Origin of the sequence: Pseudomonas sp. AN-1 (assembly GCF_034057115.1) — a bacterium.
Lineage (GTDB): Bacteria > Pseudomonadota > Gammaproteobacteria > Pseudomonadales > Pseudomonadaceae > Geopseudomonas.
Map to the genome: position 1 here is coordinate 678949 of NZ_CP139195.1, position 15284 is coordinate 694232.

The 15284-nt window shown below is 68.8% G+C and carries 11 protein-coding genes; 3 read left to right on the plus strand and 8 right to left on the minus strand.

Features of this window, described 5'->3' with window-relative positions; genetic code table 11:
• Positions 1-83: 83 nt before the first annotated feature.
• The 4 genes from SK095_RS03065 to SK095_RS03080 form a co-directional block, all read right to left on the minus strand.
• Positions 84-1688: a DUF1302 domain-containing protein gene (locus SK095_RS03065; RefSeq protein WP_320547812.1), complete on the minus strand. Its 1605-nt coding sequence runs from the start codon at positions 1686-1688 to the stop codon at positions 84-86.
• Between the two features lie 124 nt (positions 1689-1812).
• The gene (locus tag SK095_RS03070; protein WP_320547813.1) at positions 1813-3183 is read right to left on the minus strand and encodes a DUF1329 domain-containing protein; all 1371 of its coding nucleotides are present in this window, start codon (positions 3181-3183) and stop codon (positions 1813-1815) included.
• 83 nt (positions 3184-3266) lie between these two features.
• Positions 3267-4457, minus strand: a complete 1191-nt coding sequence (locus SK095_RS03075; protein ID WP_320547814.1) for a saccharopine dehydrogenase family protein — start codon at positions 4455-4457, stop codon at positions 3267-3269.
• A 66-nt stretch (positions 4458-4523) separates the two neighbouring features.
• Positions 4524-5810, minus strand: a complete 1287-nt coding sequence (locus SK095_RS03080) for an FAD-dependent oxidoreductase (RefSeq protein ID WP_320547815.1) — start codon at positions 5808-5810, stop codon at positions 4524-4526.
• 287 nt (positions 5811-6097) lie between these two features.
• Here SK095_RS03080 and SK095_RS03085 point away from each other — a divergent pair, with 287 nt between their 5' ends.
• Complete coding sequence (locus SK095_RS03085; protein WP_320547816.1) at positions 6098-7396, plus strand: MFS transporter; 1299 nt, start codon at positions 6098-6100, stop codon at positions 7394-7396.
• A gap of 119 nt (positions 7397-7515) precedes the next feature.
• Here SK095_RS03085 and SK095_RS03090 read toward each other — a convergent pair whose 3' ends face one another.
• The 4 genes from SK095_RS03090 to SK095_RS03105 all read right to left on the minus strand — a co-directional run bounded on the left by SK095_RS03090 (position 7516) and on the right by SK095_RS03105 (position 12220).
• Positions 7516-8652 carry a helix-turn-helix transcriptional regulator gene (locus SK095_RS03090; RefSeq protein ID WP_320547817.1) on the minus strand — a complete coding sequence of 379 codons (1137 nt, stop codon included), beginning with the start codon at positions 8650-8652 and terminating at the stop codon, positions 7516-7518.
• Positions 8653-8920: 268 nt separating this feature from the next.
• A complete protein-coding gene (locus SK095_RS03095) occupies positions 8921-9898 on the minus strand; it encodes a DHH family phosphoesterase (protein WP_320547818.1) in 978 nt (325 codons plus the stop codon).
• A gap of 10 nt (positions 9899-9908) precedes the next feature.
• Entirely contained in the window at positions 9909-11111 is a 1203-nt protein-coding gene (locus SK095_RS03100) for a sulfotransferase family protein (protein ID WP_320547819.1), read from the minus strand.
• Positions 11108-12220 carry a DUF1214 domain-containing protein gene (locus tag SK095_RS03105; RefSeq protein ID WP_320547820.1) on the minus strand — a complete coding sequence of 371 codons (1113 nt, stop codon included), beginning with the start codon at positions 12218-12220 and terminating at the stop codon, positions 11108-11110. The genes SK095_RS03100 and SK095_RS03105 overlap by 4 nt, the downstream gene beginning before the upstream one ends.
• 230 nt (positions 12221-12450) lie before the next feature.
• Here SK095_RS03105 and cysD point away from each other — a divergent pair, with 230 nt between their 5' ends.
• On the plus strand, positions 12451-13347 hold the full coding sequence (cysD, locus tag SK095_RS03110; RefSeq protein WP_320547821.1) for a sulfate adenylyltransferase subunit CysD: 897 nt from the start codon (positions 12451-12453) through the stop codon (positions 13345-13347).
• Positions 13347-15224, plus strand: coding sequence for a sulfate adenylyltransferase subunit CysN (gene cysN / locus SK095_RS03115; RefSeq protein ID WP_320547822.1), 1878 nt, complete (start codon positions 13347-13349; stop codon positions 15222-15224). Before cysD ends, cysN begins: the two co-directional genes overlap by 1 nt.
• Positions 15225-15284 lie beyond the last annotated feature (60 nt).

Here is a 15284-nt window from a genome sequence, read left to right on the forward strand (position 1 = left end):
GGCACGGCGCGGAATCGTCCGCATGGACGATCCCGAAGGATGCAGGGCGGCGGAGCAGGCACATGCCTGCCCCGCCGCGGACCTCAGAAGCTGTACTTGGCGCTGAACGCGTAGTAGTCGCGGTCGGCCAGCGGGCGCTTGTCCAGATCGGCGCTGCCCAGGAAGCCGTTGTAGGCGATCCCCAGTTCGAGGTTGTTGAGGTACTTGCCGTTGAGGCCGACGCTCACGCGCTTGTCGCCCTCGCCGACCAGGCTGCCGAAGGCGCCCGCCACCGCGGCGGTGCCGTTGGCCTGATGGGCGAAGGAGATCGGCATGTTCAGGTCCCAGCCGTCGATGACGTTGTTCCACGACGGCGTCATCAGCAGCTGGTAGGCCCAGGCGTTGCGGTCGTAGGTGAGTTCATCGGCGCGCGTGCCGGCGAACTCGAAGGCATCGACGTCATTGACGTGCAGGTAGGCGACCTCGGCGATGAAGGTGGTCTGGTCGGACAGCGGCATCGGGCCGGTCAGGTAGATCGCCGAGAGCTGGCCCTGGGTAGCATCGGCGCGGGTGGCGGCCGGGCCGATCAGCGAGTCGACCAGCACTGGGGCGCCCTCCTTGTAGCTGATCTCGCCGGCCAGGTTGACGTCGCCCAGACGGGTCGAGAAGCTCGCCCCGCTCAGCTTGATGTCGTCGAAGTACACCACGCTGTACGAGGTCGGGAAGCCGCCGTCGAAGTTCAGCGCCACGTTGGGGTTCTTGTCGTGGTAGCGCAGGTAGTACAGGCTCGCCTCGCTCTCGGCTCCGAGAGCGAAGCGGGCGCTCACCCCCCACTGGCCGCTGTCGCGCGGATCAATGTCCGGGCCCTTGGGAATCGTGAAGCCCGGGGCGGCGTAGATGAACTGGGCGCCCGGGCCGATCATGTCGGCGTAGGAGAAGTAGCTGCCCACCGGGTCCAGTTCGGTGCGCTTGTACTCGTACTGGTAGTAGGCCGCCAGGCCGAAGTCCGGGTTGAGCTGCCACTGGGCGAACAGTTGGCCGACCGGCAGCAGGATGTCCTTCACCTCGACTGCCGGCACGTTGGCCTTGGTGGCATCGGCGGGCGACTGGGCACCGGCGATGTTGGGGAAGAACAGGCTCTCCCCCCACTGCACCACCTGGCGGCCGGCGCGCAGGTTGAGCATCGACTGCTCGCCGGTCTGCAGGCTGCCGTACAGATAGGCGTCGAGGAGGCGGCTGCGGCTGCCGGCGCGGTTCTTGGCCTGCGAGCTGAAGTGGTCGTGCGCGCCGCTCTTGTTGACGGTCGCGGGAGAGTCGTTGTCGTTGGCGTGGAAGTACACGTCGTCGTAGAAGGTGCTGGCACGCACGAAGCCGCCGTAGTTGCGGTACTTCAGGTCGAGCTCGCCGAGCAGCGCCACCCGGTTGTTGATCATCGCCCCGCCCTTGAAGTTGCGGTTGCCGTCGTCGGAGTTGACCGTGGTCGGCAGGCCGCTGTCCGGGTCGATCGGCCCGTCGACCAGGGCCCGCGCCGGATCATGCTGCCGCCAGGCCGCGGCATAGGAAAGGTTGACCACATAGTCGGCGCTGACTTCGTCGCCCAGCTCGAAAGAGCCGGCCGATACCGACGCGCCAAGGGGCAGCAGCCAGGCGCCGAGCAGCCATGGTCCCAGCCGGCCATTCACCATCGCCCTATCTGCAAAATGCTTCATCATCTGTCTCCTGATTGCCTGCCGCGCGGATATTCAGGGCGCAGCAGGTCGCGGCGACGACGGCATGCCATCGTCGCCGAGCCCGTGTGGGAAGTTAGGGGAAATCCCGTTTCGCCGAATCCGCTCAGCGGCCCGCCTGGCGCAGCATGTCGGTGGTGTACATGAAGGGCTTCAGCCGGCCGCCGTTGAGCCGCGGCGCGGCGATCTCGTTGGTCAGGCGGTCGGCGAGGTAGGCCCCGGACATCAGGTCGTGGTAGACCGTGACCCCGGCGTGGAACACCCGGGCGTCATAGGCGTAGAAGGTGTTCATGAAGTTGGTGCGCCACAGCTGGCCGCGCGCGTCGTAGTTGTCGGCCATCACCGCCTGCCAGCTGTCCTCCTCGATGTACAGCACGCGCTTGGCGTAGCGGTGGCGATAGCCTTCCTTGAGGGTGGCTTCCAGCACCCAGACGCGGTGCGGCTCGTAGCGCATGACACTCGGGTCGATGCTGCCGGCCTTGAGCAGGTCGGCGTACTTCACCCCCTCCGCTTCCAGTCGGTAGCCGTTGTAGGGGATGTACAGCTCGCGCTTGCCGACCAGCTTCCAGTCGTAGCGCTCGGGCGAGCCGTTGAACAGGCGGTCGTCGTCGATGGTGCGGAAACCGCCCACGCCCAGCGGCATGTCGAAGCCGAAGCCGGGGGACTGGCGCACGCGGCGGGCGCCGGGGTTGTACTGCCAGCTGGTCTGAGGGTTGGTCAGCTCGTTGAAGTAGGTGTAGGTCATCGACGCCTCGCCCTTCTGGCGTTCGGGCTTGAGCACGGTTGCCCGCGAGTAGGCGAAGATCCCCGTGGTCGGCTGGCCGAGATCCTCCTGACCGCCGGTCTTGTCGAGGATCTCGTAGCGCATCTGGCCCCAGGCCGCCTTGCCGTCCGGATAGACCACCGCCTGGTCGTACACCGCATCCTCCTCGAGGACGTAGGCCGGCAGCAGCATGTTGCGCAGCAGTTCGTCGCCGTTCTGCGGGATCGGGAACGGCGTGCCGCCCTTGAGGGCCTTCACCCCCATGTTGCCGTCCTCCAGCTCGGCAACGAGGGCGTTCTTGCGGGTGATGTCGCAGCGAATGTCGTCGAGGCGGAAATCACGGTGGCTGGGGTAGACGGGGATGGCGAAGGTCTGCGGATACTTGCGCAGCAGCGCCTTCTGGCCGTCGGACAGGCGCTGCTCGTACTGCTCCATGTTCTGCGCGGTGATGGTGTACAGCGGCTGCTCGGAAGCGTAGGGATCGGGGTGGCGCGCCCCTACGCCGGCGAACTGGATGCCGGGCGGGGTGCCCAGCCATTTGCCAGAGAAGGCCGGGATGGAGCCGTCGGCGTTGGCGGCCTGCTCGGCGCCGAAGCAGGTCAGCTCGTTGCCGAGTTTCTGTGCCTCATCGCCGGGGATCTTGGCCCAGCTACCCTGGGCGATCAGCATCAGCAGTGCTGCCAGCGGCAGGCTGCTACGAAACGGGATATTCATGGCTTGCCTCTTGTTCTTGTTGTGCACCAGGCCGCTCCCGACGGGGAGCGGTCCGTTCGTCATCGTTTCCGGTAGCACGCCGCTCAGGCGTGCTCGTGGCGCTTGACCTTGGTTTCGGTGGTGATGAAAGTGGCGCCGGTCGCGCAGGCGTAGGCGTGCACGTAGGCCTCGGCATCCAGGCAGACCTCCGGCGCCAGCAGGCCCTGCCCGCACACCTGGCCGTCCAGCCAGGCCTCGATGGCCAGGCGCGCGCAGGTCGGGGTCGGGTCGGAGGTGCTGTCCGCGGTCTCCTCGACCGGCAGATCGAGGTGCTGCTCCAGCACCGAGCAGACTTCGGCGCCATCGCGCTCACCGATCACCTCCACGCGGAAGACCACGGCCCAGGGCTCGGCGGAGAGGTCGACGCTCATGCTCTTGAGGCCGGCCTCGCTGGTCAGGTGGTGGGTGAGGAACTTCAGCGGCGAGATGCCCAGCCCCTCGATCACCTCGGGGCTGCCCAGGCCCAGGTCGATCAGCTTGCGCCAGATTTCCGAGCCGGCTTCGGGGAAGAAGCCGATGCGGTTGGTCACCTGCTCCAGGCCCTTGACGAAGTGCGGCAGGGTGACGGTTTCGCCATGGCCGATGAAGAACGACGGGTAGGCCTTGAACGGCGCGGAATACGGCACCTCGAGTCGACCGCCCCAGCCCGGCATCTTGCGGTACTCGCCGTCGACGAACTGCACCACCTCGCCGGCGGTGATATGCATCATGTGGTCGACCACCGCGGGCGACAGCAGGCCCGGCAGGAAGGGCACGGCGGTGGCCAGGTGGATCTCGCGCACCTTGTCGAGGCGGTCGGCGAGCAGGCGGGCCATGACGTTGGTCAGCCCCGGCGTCGAGCCGCAACCGATGATCAGGCGGATCCCCGCCTCCAGCGCGCGCTGCTGCCAGGACGGATCGAGGAACAGCTGTTCGGCCACGTCGTGGTCGTCGTTGATGTCGATGTAGTCGACCCGCGCGCGCAGCGCGGCCTCGATGACCGGCACGGCGCTGCGGTAGAACGGGCCCACGGCGTTGAACACCAGATCGACGCCGTCGAGCAGCTCGTCCAGACAGGCGGGATCGAGCACATCGGCACGCACGCCGCGAACCCGCGGGCCCAGCTCGGCGGCGAGCTTCTCGGCAACGGCGAGATTGAGGTCGCCGACCACGCACTCCAGCTCGGGGTGGCGCGGGACCAGCTGCCGCGCCACGTTGGCGCCCACGTTGCCGCAGCCCAATAGCAAGACTTTCATGCTTGTTTCCTTCTTTTTCTGGTTGTCGTTCTTCTGCAAGGCATTCGCTGCGCGGGCACTGCCCGCTCAGACGAGGTTGAACTTGTCGGCCCAGCGCGCCGCCGGGATCAGCACGCGGCGGATCTTGGTTTCGAACAGGCCGGGGAACTGCACGGCCCTGGGGGTTTCCAGCGGCAGCAGGCAGTTGGCCAGGCGGCCGGCGATCAGCGCGTCGGCCAGATTGACGCCCATCATCGGGCCGAGGACGTTGCCCCAGGAGCCGAAGTTGTTGAGGGCCAGCACACCGTCGGCGACCTGGTACAGCTTCGGGTAACAGGCGTCGTAGACCGACGACGAGTTGGCAGTCATGCCGGTCCAGTAGGACTCCAGCTCGATGCGCGTGTCGCCGAGCTGCGGGTAGGTGCGCCGCAGGTAGCGCAGGAAGTAGGCGAAATGATCCTCCGCCCGCTGCGCGCGGCCGGCGGCCGGAATGGTCGCGGTGACGAGCCGATGGCGACCGTCGATGACCAGGGGATACAGCCCCGCCGGATACTGCATGAGGGCGACCCGGGCCGGATTGATGATCTCCAGGGCCGCCTGGGACAGCGGCCGGGTCGCCAGGCCGCAGGCCACCAGCGGGAACTGGGTGCGGGCCAGCTCCGGGAAGAAGGCATTGCCGACGTGGCCGTTGGTGCACAGCACCACCTGTTGGGTGCGCACGCTGCCAACGGCGGTGCGCACGCGCCACGACGAGCCGCTGCGCTCGCAGCCCACCACGCTGGAGTTGCCGTACACCCGGGCGCCCAGGCCGATGGCGGCGGCGATCATGCCGTTGGTGAACAGGAACGGATTGACCCGTCCGCCTTCGCGCCAGTGGATGCCGTAGCTGTAGGCGCTGGTGCCGAGCAGTTCCCTGAGGCGCTCGCCGCCGACCACATCCACGGCATAGCCGAAGGCCTTCCACTTCTTCATCTTGGCGTCGAGCGCGGCGTGCCGGCGGGTGGCCGCATCGATCATGCCGGACTGGGCCGCATCGGCCTGCAGCCCATGCTTGCGGCACAGCTCGAAGACCACGTTGCGGTGCTCGATGAAATAGTCGGTGAAGCGCCGCCCGCCGTCGGCATGGGCGCGCAGCGGGTCGAACGAGCCCAGATAGGGCTGCACATGTCCGGCGTTGCGGCCGGAGGCGCCACTTCCCGGCTGGTCGGCCTCCAGCACCACGACCCGCACGCCGCATTCGGCCAACCGCAGGGCCAGCGAAGAGCCGGCCAGCCCGGCACCGACGACCACCACGTCCGCCTCGATGTCCTGATCCAGGGCCGGGTAGGCCGGGATTTCCCCCGGCAGCGGCCAGCCGCTGAAGCGAATCGGCACTACCCCCGACTCGTAGGCATCCGCTACCGGAAAGACCGGAACCTGTCCCGACGCTGCACGCCGATACCCTCGCCAACTCACTGCCGCCTCCTCGAATTCACTGCGCAGCACGCGCTGCGGACTACGCAGGAAGCGGCGGGATCGCCCCGCCACTGCCTGTCGCAGCGGTTTCGATCCTATTGAGGAGGGGAAGCGGCGCTCCAGTACCAGCTGGTACTGCCGAGGGAAATCGGCCGCTGGGTAGACTCCGGGCCGGACTTTCCGACCCATCACCTGAGAGATCGAGCATGGCGCGTATGCAACAGACGGCAGTGGCGCTGGACAGCGCAGCGCTAGCGGCAGCAGCCGAGGACCGCCCCGCTCCCCAGGCAGTGGCTGCGGCCCTGCCCGACCAGCGGCAGGGCTGGCGCGTGGTCGTCGGCCTGGCGGTGGTGCTATGCGTGATCTTCGGCACCACCATCAGCGCCCTCGGCCTGTTCACCCTGCCGATCACTGCGGACCTGCACTGCAGCCACGAACAGGCCGCGCGCATGGCCACCGCCTTCATGCTCAGCATGACCCTGAGCATGCCGCTGGCCGGCTGGCTGCTCGACCGCCTCGCGCCGCGCCCGGTGATGACCGCCGGCAGCGTGCTGGCGGCGCTGGGCTACCTGCTCGCCGCCGGCAGCCCCGACATCGACCGCCTCACCCTCGCCCTGGCACTGGCCGGCATCGGCGTCGGCGCCTCGACCTACGTGCCGGCCATGTCCCTGGCCTCGCGCTGGATGGCCCCCGCGCGGCAGGGCCTGGCCTTCGGCATCCTGCTCGCCGGCGCGGCCATCGGCGGGGGGATCTTTCCCAACCTGCTCACCCGGCTGATCGGCGAACTCGGCTGGCGCAGCGTCATGCAGCTCGTCGCCGGCCTGATCCTGCTGGTCTGCGTGCCCCTGCTGCTGTGGCTGGCGCGCCTGCCCGCGGCCCCGGCGGCGGTCAGCCGGCACGCAGCGGAGGCGCTTCCCGGCCACGCCATCGGCCAGGTGCTGCGCATGCCGCGCTACTGGCTGTGGATCGCCATGCAGCTGCTGCTGACCATGAGCGGCGTGGGCATCTACATCTCGCTGGTTTCCTGCCTGGTGGCGGCCGGCTATTCGGCGCAGGCCGCATCCAGCTGGTACGCCGGGGTGGGCGCCGCCTCGCTGGCGGGCAATTTCCTGTTCGGCGCGCTGAGCCAGCGCTTGAGTGCCAGGAGCATCCTGCTGTGCGGCAACGCCATCGGCATCGCCGGCCTGCTCTGCCTGCTGCTCGCCCAGCACCCAACCTGGGGCCTGGCGGCGCTCGCGGTGTTCACCCTGAGCTGGGGCACCACCTTCAACCTGGTCAACCAGCTCGCCCCGCTTCTGCTGGTGGAAGCCGTGGGCCAACGCAACTTCGGCAGCCTGCTCGGCATCGGCAACCTGCTCGGCGGGCTCGGCGCGGCGTTCGGCCCGGCCGCCGTCGGCTACCTGGTCGACGCCACCGGCAGCTACGCCCCTGCCCTGCTGCTCTGCGCGGCCCTGGCGGCCGCGGCAACCCTGCCGATTGCCCTGCAGCAACGCTCCGCTGCCTAGTGGGCATGAGATGCGCAGGGCAATCCCCTGTAGGGGCGAATTTATTCGCCTTGCGGGGCATTTTGGCGAATGAATTCGCCCCTACAGGCCGGGAAATTGGCTTCGTGGGAATGCGTCGTTCAACGCAGCAGGGCGAAGCTCTTGAACAGGATCCGCACCAGATCGGTCTGCCCCTTGATGCCAAGCTTGGCGTAGATATTCTTCGAGTAGTTGCGCGCGGCGGTCACCGCGATACCCATCTGCCCGGCGGCTTCGCTGATGGTCTGGCCGCAGGCCAGCAGCGCGGCCAGTCGGGCTTCCTGACGGGTCAGGTCGAGCAACTGGGCGATCAGTTCCGCTGCGGAACCGCCCGAGACCTGCTGCATGGCCAGGTTCTCGGTCAGCTCCGAGAGGTAGACGATCACGCTCGGCACATGCCGGCCCTGGAAGTAGGCGAGCAACGGCGCCGGCGTCACCAGCATGCCCAGCAGCACGCCATCCAGGGCCTGCACGCGCACCAGCTCACCACGGTAGGGGCCGCCGTCGTTCTGTGCCCTGGCCGCGATGGCATTGGCGACCGCCTTCTCCAGCGCCCGCTGGACCGCGCGGTCCTGCAACTGCAGGCGGCCGTGGCTGAGCTCGATGCCCTGGTGCTTGTCGATGATGGCCCGGGCGGCCCGGTTCACGCAGAGCAGTTGAGCATCGCCATCGAGCAGCAGGCAGCCGAGGACCAGATGATCCAGGCAGCCTTCGTAGATCGACTTTTCCGCCTCCTGGCGCTTGAGCCGGGCGTAGAGGCCGAGGGCGCGGGTCAGGTGGGGCAACAGCGCCCGGATCAGCTCCAGGTCGCCGGCTGCAAACGGCCGCTGCGGATCGGACCGCCCGCGGATCACGTCGATCCAGCAGCGCATGCCGCCGGGCTCGGCAAAGCAGGTCCGCAGGCAGCTGGCGAGATTGATGAATTCCATGTGCGCGGCGCACTCGGCCTCCACGTCCTCGGGGCCGAAGACGACCACACCGCCTGGATCAAGCGACTTCGGGTTGACCAGCTCGATGTGCGCGAAGCGCTCGCGGTAGAGCCGCTCCGCCAGCAGCCAGTCGGTGTCGTCGCCCGCCTCGACCGCCATCACCTGGATATCGGTCGGCCGATCCTCGGCGTGCAGCAGGGTGACCGTGACGTTGATGGCCGCCAGCACCTGGCGCAGGCGCTCGGCCAGGGCGGCCCAGGGCCGGGCCTCGTTCAGTCCTTCGTAGACCAGCCCAATCAGTTCGGGCAACACGGCGCCGCCTGCCGGTGACGGCGCGGGCGGGCGTTTCAGGACAGCGGCAGCCTGCATGGAATCACCTCCTGGCGGGCATCGCCCTCGCCGGGAGGGGAAGGACGTGGCCTCGGCGCACGGTCGACCGGATGGACGGCCCTGGCTGCGGATTCAATCGCAGCGTCGGGGGAGCGCCATCGTCCGCTGGGACTAAGCCGGCCTGGCAGGATGAAGACTGGTTTGCAGGGGAGTCCTGCGGGCCCCGGGACACCGCAGGACGTTGCCGTCAGCGCCGAGCGGGCGCGGAATAGCCGGCCAGGAGCGCCGCCACGAAATCCTCCAGCGCCTCGTCCGGCAACCGGTTGATGCCGGCGGCACGCTGGCGGCCGCCGCCGCTGGGGTAACGCCGGCAGAAGTCGTCCGCCGCCAGCGTCGCGTCGGCGGGCACCCGCAGGCTGAACTGCCAGTCGCCGTCGCTGCGTACCGACAGCAGGCCGAGCGCCCGTTGCGGATCGGCGGCGGCCAACTGGTTGGCCAGCACCCCGCTGACCCGCCGCGCCCAGGGCGCGTCAGGCAGGCGGTAGATCCGGGCCCCCGGCCCCTCACGCCAGGGGCGCAGTGCGGCGGCCTCGGCCATGTCGGCCGCATGGCCCTCGCGCATGCGCTGGAAGCTTGGGCTGTCACGCACGAAGTCGAGCGGATCCTGGTACGGCAACAGCTCCGCCGCCAGTTCCAGCGGGTCGAAATGCAGGTCGTCCAGCCGCTCGCCGTAGGCGTTGTAGTTGAGCAGCAGGCCCAGCTCGGCGAGCAACTCGGTGTCGCCCTCCCCCAGCCCGTGGCGCAGGGCCAGCGCCCGCGCCGGTCCCGGCATGCCGTCGCCGAAGGCCGCCGCCACCGCCCAGCGGTGGAAGCGGCCGTCGAGGAAACGATCCACCAGCAGGCTGGTGCAGACCTCCGCGGCGGTGTCGATGAACGACGCGAACGCCGGGTGCTCCGGCAGCTCGCCGGCGAAGTGGTGGTCGAAGTAGCGCACCCGGGCACCGCCCGCGAGCAGCCGCGCGACGTCCGCGCGGTTGCTGTCGTGGGCGATGTCCAGCACGGTGACCCGCTCGCCCGGCCCGGCCTGCACCCGCTGCAGCAGGGCGATGTCGCGCTTCACCCCGCTGACCAGGCGCACTGCCGGGTCCAGTTCCCCGGCCAGGCGCAGCTGCTGCAGGGCACAAAGGCCGTCGGCGTCGCCATTGAAGGCGCAATGATCCAGCATGTTCGCCTCCTCAGCGCATCCGCTCGCCGCCGTTGGCGTCGAGCTGGGCGCCGTAGCGGGCGCGATAGGCGCCGTAGTCCTGCTCTAGGCGCTCCTCGTCCAGGCCGAAGGCCGCCGCGTCGTACTGGTGGGCCGCGCGCTTGTCGCGGGCGTTGCCGGCCAGCCAGGCCTCCATCGCCGCACGGGTAGCCGGCGCCAGCTCCAGGCCGGCGAAGCGGTAGATGCGCTCCACCACCGCCAGGGGGGCGTTCACGGTGTCCTCGAACTGCACGTCGAGGAAGGCCGCGGCGGGCATCCGTTCGCGGACCGCCATGCTGTGGCGCAGGGCGCGGGCCATGCGGCTGTTCCACTGCTCGCCGACCTGGGCCGGATCGGCCTGGTCGCTGTACATCTGCCAGAGGGTATGGACGAAGCTGGCCAGCGACGGAATGGTCTTGCCCGGGTCGCGGTGGGTGAGAATCACCTGCGCGCGGGGGAACACCTGCAGCAGCAGCTCCAGGGTGTGCAGGTGCTGCGGGCTCTTCAGCAGCCAGCGGCGGCCCGGCACGATCCCGCGGCGGGCCTGCTGCCACTGCAGGAACTGCAGCATCTTCTTCAGGTAGACGTAGACCTGGCTCTGGTCCTGCTGGTCGAGCCAGGCGGTGTAGTCCGGCACGTTGACGTAGGAGTCCATGGCGCAGAGGAACGAGTGCTCCATGAGCATGAACTCCTCGTCCGGCTGCTCGGCGTCCAGCGGATGGATGGCGAGGATCTGCGGCACGAACTCGATCATCGCCGCCACCTCGGCGCGCGCCCGGCCGATGCGCTGGTCCGGCTGCTCCAGGCTTTCCCCGGGCAGCGGCGCCGGGTAGCGGGTCTCCCACCACTGCGCCTTGCTGAACTGCGGGTCCACCGCCAGCAGGCGCTGCAGCAGGGTGGTGCCGGTGCGCGGCAGGCCGACGATCACCAGCGGGTCGTCGACGGGCTGCTCGAGGATCTCCGGGAAGCGCTTGCAGTAGTCCTCGATCACCAGGCGGTTGGCCAACTGGGAGACCAGCTTCTCGCGCAGCAGGGCCGCGCCCTGGGCCGACAGGCGGGCCTGGCCGTGCAGCGCCGGCTCCAGCACGCGCAGGGCCTCGCGGAAATCGCCGGGGCCGAAGTCGTCCAGCCCGCCGGCGCGGGCGCTGGCCTCGGCCAGCAGGCTGTCCGGGGCGAAGGAAACGGAATGGCTCATTGCAGCTCCTTGAGGTGGTCGAGCTTGACCACGCGGGTGGTGGGATGGACCTGGCGCGCGGCGCCGACCCAGCGCAGGCAGTAGGTGCCGTCGGCATGCCCGGCGGTTTCCAGCCAGTTCGGCAGGCCGGGATCGCGGTGACTGAGCACCAGGCGCACGCCGCCTCGCCCGTCGAGTTGTGCCGAATGCTTGTTCAGGCAGATGCGGTGGTAGCGGTAGTCCAGCGACTCCATCCAGTAGTTGTTGATCTGCAGGTTCCAGAAGTCGCAGTCGGGCACCTGAGCCACTTCGATCAGCAGCGCCTCGTCCTCCGCCAGGTTCCAGTAGCCGTGGTAATAGAAGATGTTCGGATCGCCGCCCACGGCCTGGCACAGCGCCTGGTCGGCCGGCGGCAACTGGTTCGGATGCGCCTGGTAGCCCTCGGACCAGTCGGCGAACAGCCGCGCGGTGTTCTCGACGAAGCTGGCGACCCGCCCCAGGCTCTGCTGCAGGCGCTCGGCGCTCAGCGGCTCCGGCTGCTGCTGGCTGTCCAGCCGCTCGATGCGCAGCTGGGCGGGCTGCTCGGCGCCGCGGTCGAGGAAGGTCTGGCGCACGATCAGCGCGTTGCTCGCCGGTTCCAGCCGCAGCCAGTTGCCGCTGGCCGGCGGCTCCTGGCTCAAGATCAGCTCGAAGCTGCCGTCGGCCGCCAGCTGCAACTGACTGGCGCCGATGAAGCCGGTCTGGATCATCTTGCCGTCGCTCTCGTAGCCGCCCTTCTGGGTGCCGAAGCTCAGGTAGGCCACGCTGCCGCGCCGGCCGCTGACCCGGTACTGCCGCTCGCCGTTGAGGCGCGCGTACTGGTACAGGTTGTCCGGGTTGTCGGCGCCGATCTTGGCCGTCTCGTGGGACGGCGAGAAGAAGCCGGGGAAGTCCGGGTCGGCGAATTCCAGGTGCATCTCCAGGGCGATGCGCAGCAAGCGGGTGAGGTAGCGGTAGCCCTCGGCGCGGTTGTGCGGGTCGCTGGGCGCCTCGGTCCGCAGTATCTGCTCGCCGGCCCGCTTGAGCTGGTCGCAGAAATCGCTCCAGACCTGTCCGCTGCACACCTGCCGTTCGATCTCGTCTATCGCCATGTCGGTCTCCTCGGGTCCGGCGCAGGGCGCGCCGCTGTCGTCACCTTAGGGAGGCCACCGGCAGCGATTCTTCGTCTGGGCGGACTAAAAAGTGCGCAGCCGCAAGCCCTGCTGTCGAGGGCAGGAAAAGTTCGTCTGACCAGACGAAGAAGCGCCAGCGGCAGCTTCCCTACCGTGGAAAAAAGCCGGCCCGCAACCCGCGGAGCCGGCCCCTCCCACGGAGACAAGCGATGCTGACTCACCTGCAACGCCTGGAGGCCGAAAGCGTCCAGATCATCCGCGAAGTGGTCGCCGAGTGTGAGAACCCGGTGATGCTCTACTCCATCGGCAAGGACAGCGCGGTCATGCTGCACCTGGCGATGAAGGCCTTCGCGCCGGGCAAACCGCCCTTCCCCCTGCTCCACGTCGACACCACCTGGAAGTTCCGCGAGATGATCGCCTTCCGCGACCGGACCGCCGAGCGCCTGGGCCTGGAGCTGCTGGTGCACGTCAACCCGGAAGGCGTGGAGCGCGGGATCAACCCCTTCGAGCATGGCTCGGCCCTGCACACCGACGTCTGGAAGACCCAGGGCCTCAAGCAGGCGCTGGACCACTACGGCTTCGACGCCGCGTTCGGCGGTGCGCGGCGCGACGAGGAGAAGTCGCGCGCCAAGGAGCGGGTGTTCTCGATCCGTTCCGCGCAGCACCGCTGGGACCCCAAGCAGCAGCGCCCGGAACTCTGGCACCTGTACAACACGCGCAAGCGCAAGGGCGAAAGCCTGCGGGTGTTCCCGCTGTCCAACTGGACCGAGCTGGACATCTGGCAATACATCTATCTGGAACGCATCCCCATCGTCCCCCTCTACCTCGCCGCCGAGCGTCCGGTGGTGCGCCGCGACGGCACGCTGATCATGGTCGACGACGAGCGCCTGCCGCTGCTGCCGGGCGAGACGCCCGAGCTGCGCAAGGTGCGCTTCCGCACCCTGGGCTGCTACCCGCTGACCGGCGCCATCGACAGCGAGGCCGACAGCCTCGAAGCCATCATCCAGGAGATGCTGGTGAGCCGCACCTCCGAGCGCCAGGGGCGGCTGATCGACAGCGATTCGGCCGGTTCCATGGAGAAGAAGAAGCAAGAGGGGTACTTCTGATGAACGCGATTACCAACCTGGACCAGTACCTGCAGCAGCAACAGCACAAGGATCTGCTGCGCTTCATCACCTGCGGCAGCGTCGACGACGGCAAGAGCACCCTGATCGGCCGTCTGCTCTACGAAACCAAGGTGCTCTTCGAGGACCAGCTCGGCCAGCTCGAAGTCGACTCGAAGAAGCTCGGCACCCAGGGCGGCGAGCTGGACTTCGCCCTGCTGGTCGACGGCCTGGCCGCCGAGCGCGAACAGGGCATCACCATCGACGTGGCCTACCGCTTCTTCGCCACCGACAAGCGCAAGTTCATCGTCGCCGACACCCCCGGCCACGAGCAGTACACCCGCAACATGGTCACCGGCGCCTCTACCGCCGACCTCGCGGTGATCCTCATCGACGCCCGCCAGGGCCTGCTGGCGCAGACCCGCCGGCACAGCTTCCTGGTGTCCCTGCTGGGCATCCGCCAGGTCGTGGTGGCGGTGAACAAGATGGACCTGATGGACTATTCGGAGGCGGTGTTCCGCGACATCGAGGCCGAGTACCGCGCCTTCGCCGCGAAACTCGGGCTGACCGACATCCAGTGCATCCCACTCTCCGCGCTCAGGGGCGACAACCTGCTGGAGCGTAGCGTCGAGATGCCCTGGTACCAGGGCCCCAGCCTGCTGCAGCACCTGGAAAGCGCCCCGCTGGACGACAGCCGCGCCAGCCGCGCGCCCTTCCGCCTGCCGGTGCAATGGGTGAACCGGCCCAACCTCGACTTCCGCGGCTTCGCCGGCAACGTGGCCGCGGGCAGCATCCGCGTCGGCGAATGCATCCGCGTCCTGCCCGCGGGCAAGCAGAGCCGCGTCGCCGGCATCCTCGGCATGACCGGGGAACAGCAGGAGGCGGTCTGCGGCCAGGCGGTGACCCTGACCCTGGAAGACGAGATCGACATCAGCCGTGGCGACCTGATCGCCCTGGCCGACGCGCCGGCGGCGGTGGCCGACCAGTTCGAGGCCACCCTGGTATGGATGGGCGAGGAACCCATGCTGCCCGGCCGCCCCTACCTGATGAAGATCGGCTGCCGCACCCTGGGCATGAGCTGCGCCACCCTCAAGCACAAGGTCGACGTCAACAGCCTGGAGCACCTGGCGGCGAAGACCCTGGCGCTGAACGAGATCGGCGTGTGCAACCTCGGCCTGGACCTGCCGATTCCCTTCGACCCCTACGCGGACAACCGCGACACCGGCGGCTTCATCGTCATCGACCGGCTGAGCAACCAGACCGTCGGCGCCGGCATGCTGCACTTCGCCCTGCGCCGCGCGCAGAACGTGCACTGGCAGGCCATCGACGTCGACGGCGCCGCCCGCGCCGCGCTGAAGGGCCAGACCCCGCGCATGCTGTGGTTCACCGGGCTATCAGGCGCCGGCAAGTCGACCATCGCCAACCTGGTGGAACGCAAGCTGCACGCCCTGGGCCGCCACACCTACCTGCTCGACGGCGACAACGTGCGTCACGGCCTGAACCGCGACCTGGGCTTCAGCGAAGTCGACCGGGTGGAGAACATCCGCCGGGTGGCCGAGGTGGGCCGGCTGATGCTGGACGCCGGGCTGATCACCCTGGTCTCGTTCATCTCGCCGTTCCGCGCCGAGCGGGAACTGGCGCGCAGCCTGGCCGGCGAAGGCGCCTTCCTGGAGATCTTCGTCGACACGCCGCTGGCGCTGGCCGAGCAGCGCGATCCCAAGGGCCTGTACCAGAAGGCGCGCCGCGGCGAGCTGAAGAACTTCACCGGCATCGACTCGCCTTACGAGCCGCCGCTGGCGCCCGACCTGCGCATCGACACCAGCGGCGAATCGGCCGAGGCCGCCGCCGAGCGCATCGTCGAGTACCTGCTGGCGCAGTGAGGCGCCCTTCGCCCGGGGCCGCCAGCCGGTCCCGGGCGGCTGCAGATCACTTCCAAACCT

Bases quoted from the DNA above. Each gene is read 5' to 3' on its own strand.
- SK095_RS03105 (WP_320547820.1), bottom strand. From the start codon at position 12,220: ATGGCGATAGACGAGATCGAACGGCAGGTGTGCAGCGGACAGGTCTGG.
- SK095_RS03100 (WP_320547819.1), bottom strand. From the start codon at position 11,111: ATGAGCCATTCCGTTTCCTTCGCCCCGGACAGCCTGCTGGCCGAGGCC.
- SK095_RS03070 (WP_320547813.1), bottom strand. From the start codon at position 3,183: ATGAATATCCCGTTTCGTAGCAGCCTGCCGCTGGCAGCACTGCTGATG.
- cysN (WP_320547822.1), top strand. From the start codon at position 13,347: ATGAACGCGATTACCAACCTGGACCAGTACCTGCAGCAGCAACAGCAC.
- cysD (WP_320547821.1), top strand. From the start codon at position 12,451: ATGCTGACTCACCTGCAACGCCTGGAGGCCGAAAGCGTCCAGATCATC.
- SK095_RS03065 (WP_320547812.1), bottom strand. From the start codon at position 1,688: ATGAAGCATTTTGCAGATAGGGCGATGGTGAATGGCCGGCTGGGACCA.
- SK095_RS03085 (WP_320547816.1), top strand. From the start codon at position 6,098: ATGGCGCGTATGCAACAGACGGCAGTGGCGCTGGACAGCGCAGCGCTA.
- SK095_RS03095 (WP_320547818.1), bottom strand. From the start codon at position 9,898: ATGCTGGATCATTGCGCCTTCAATGGCGACGCCGACGGCCTTTGTGCC.
- SK095_RS03075 (WP_320547814.1), bottom strand. From the start codon at position 4,457: ATGAAAGTCTTGCTATTGGGCTGCGGCAACGTGGGCGCCAACGTGGCG.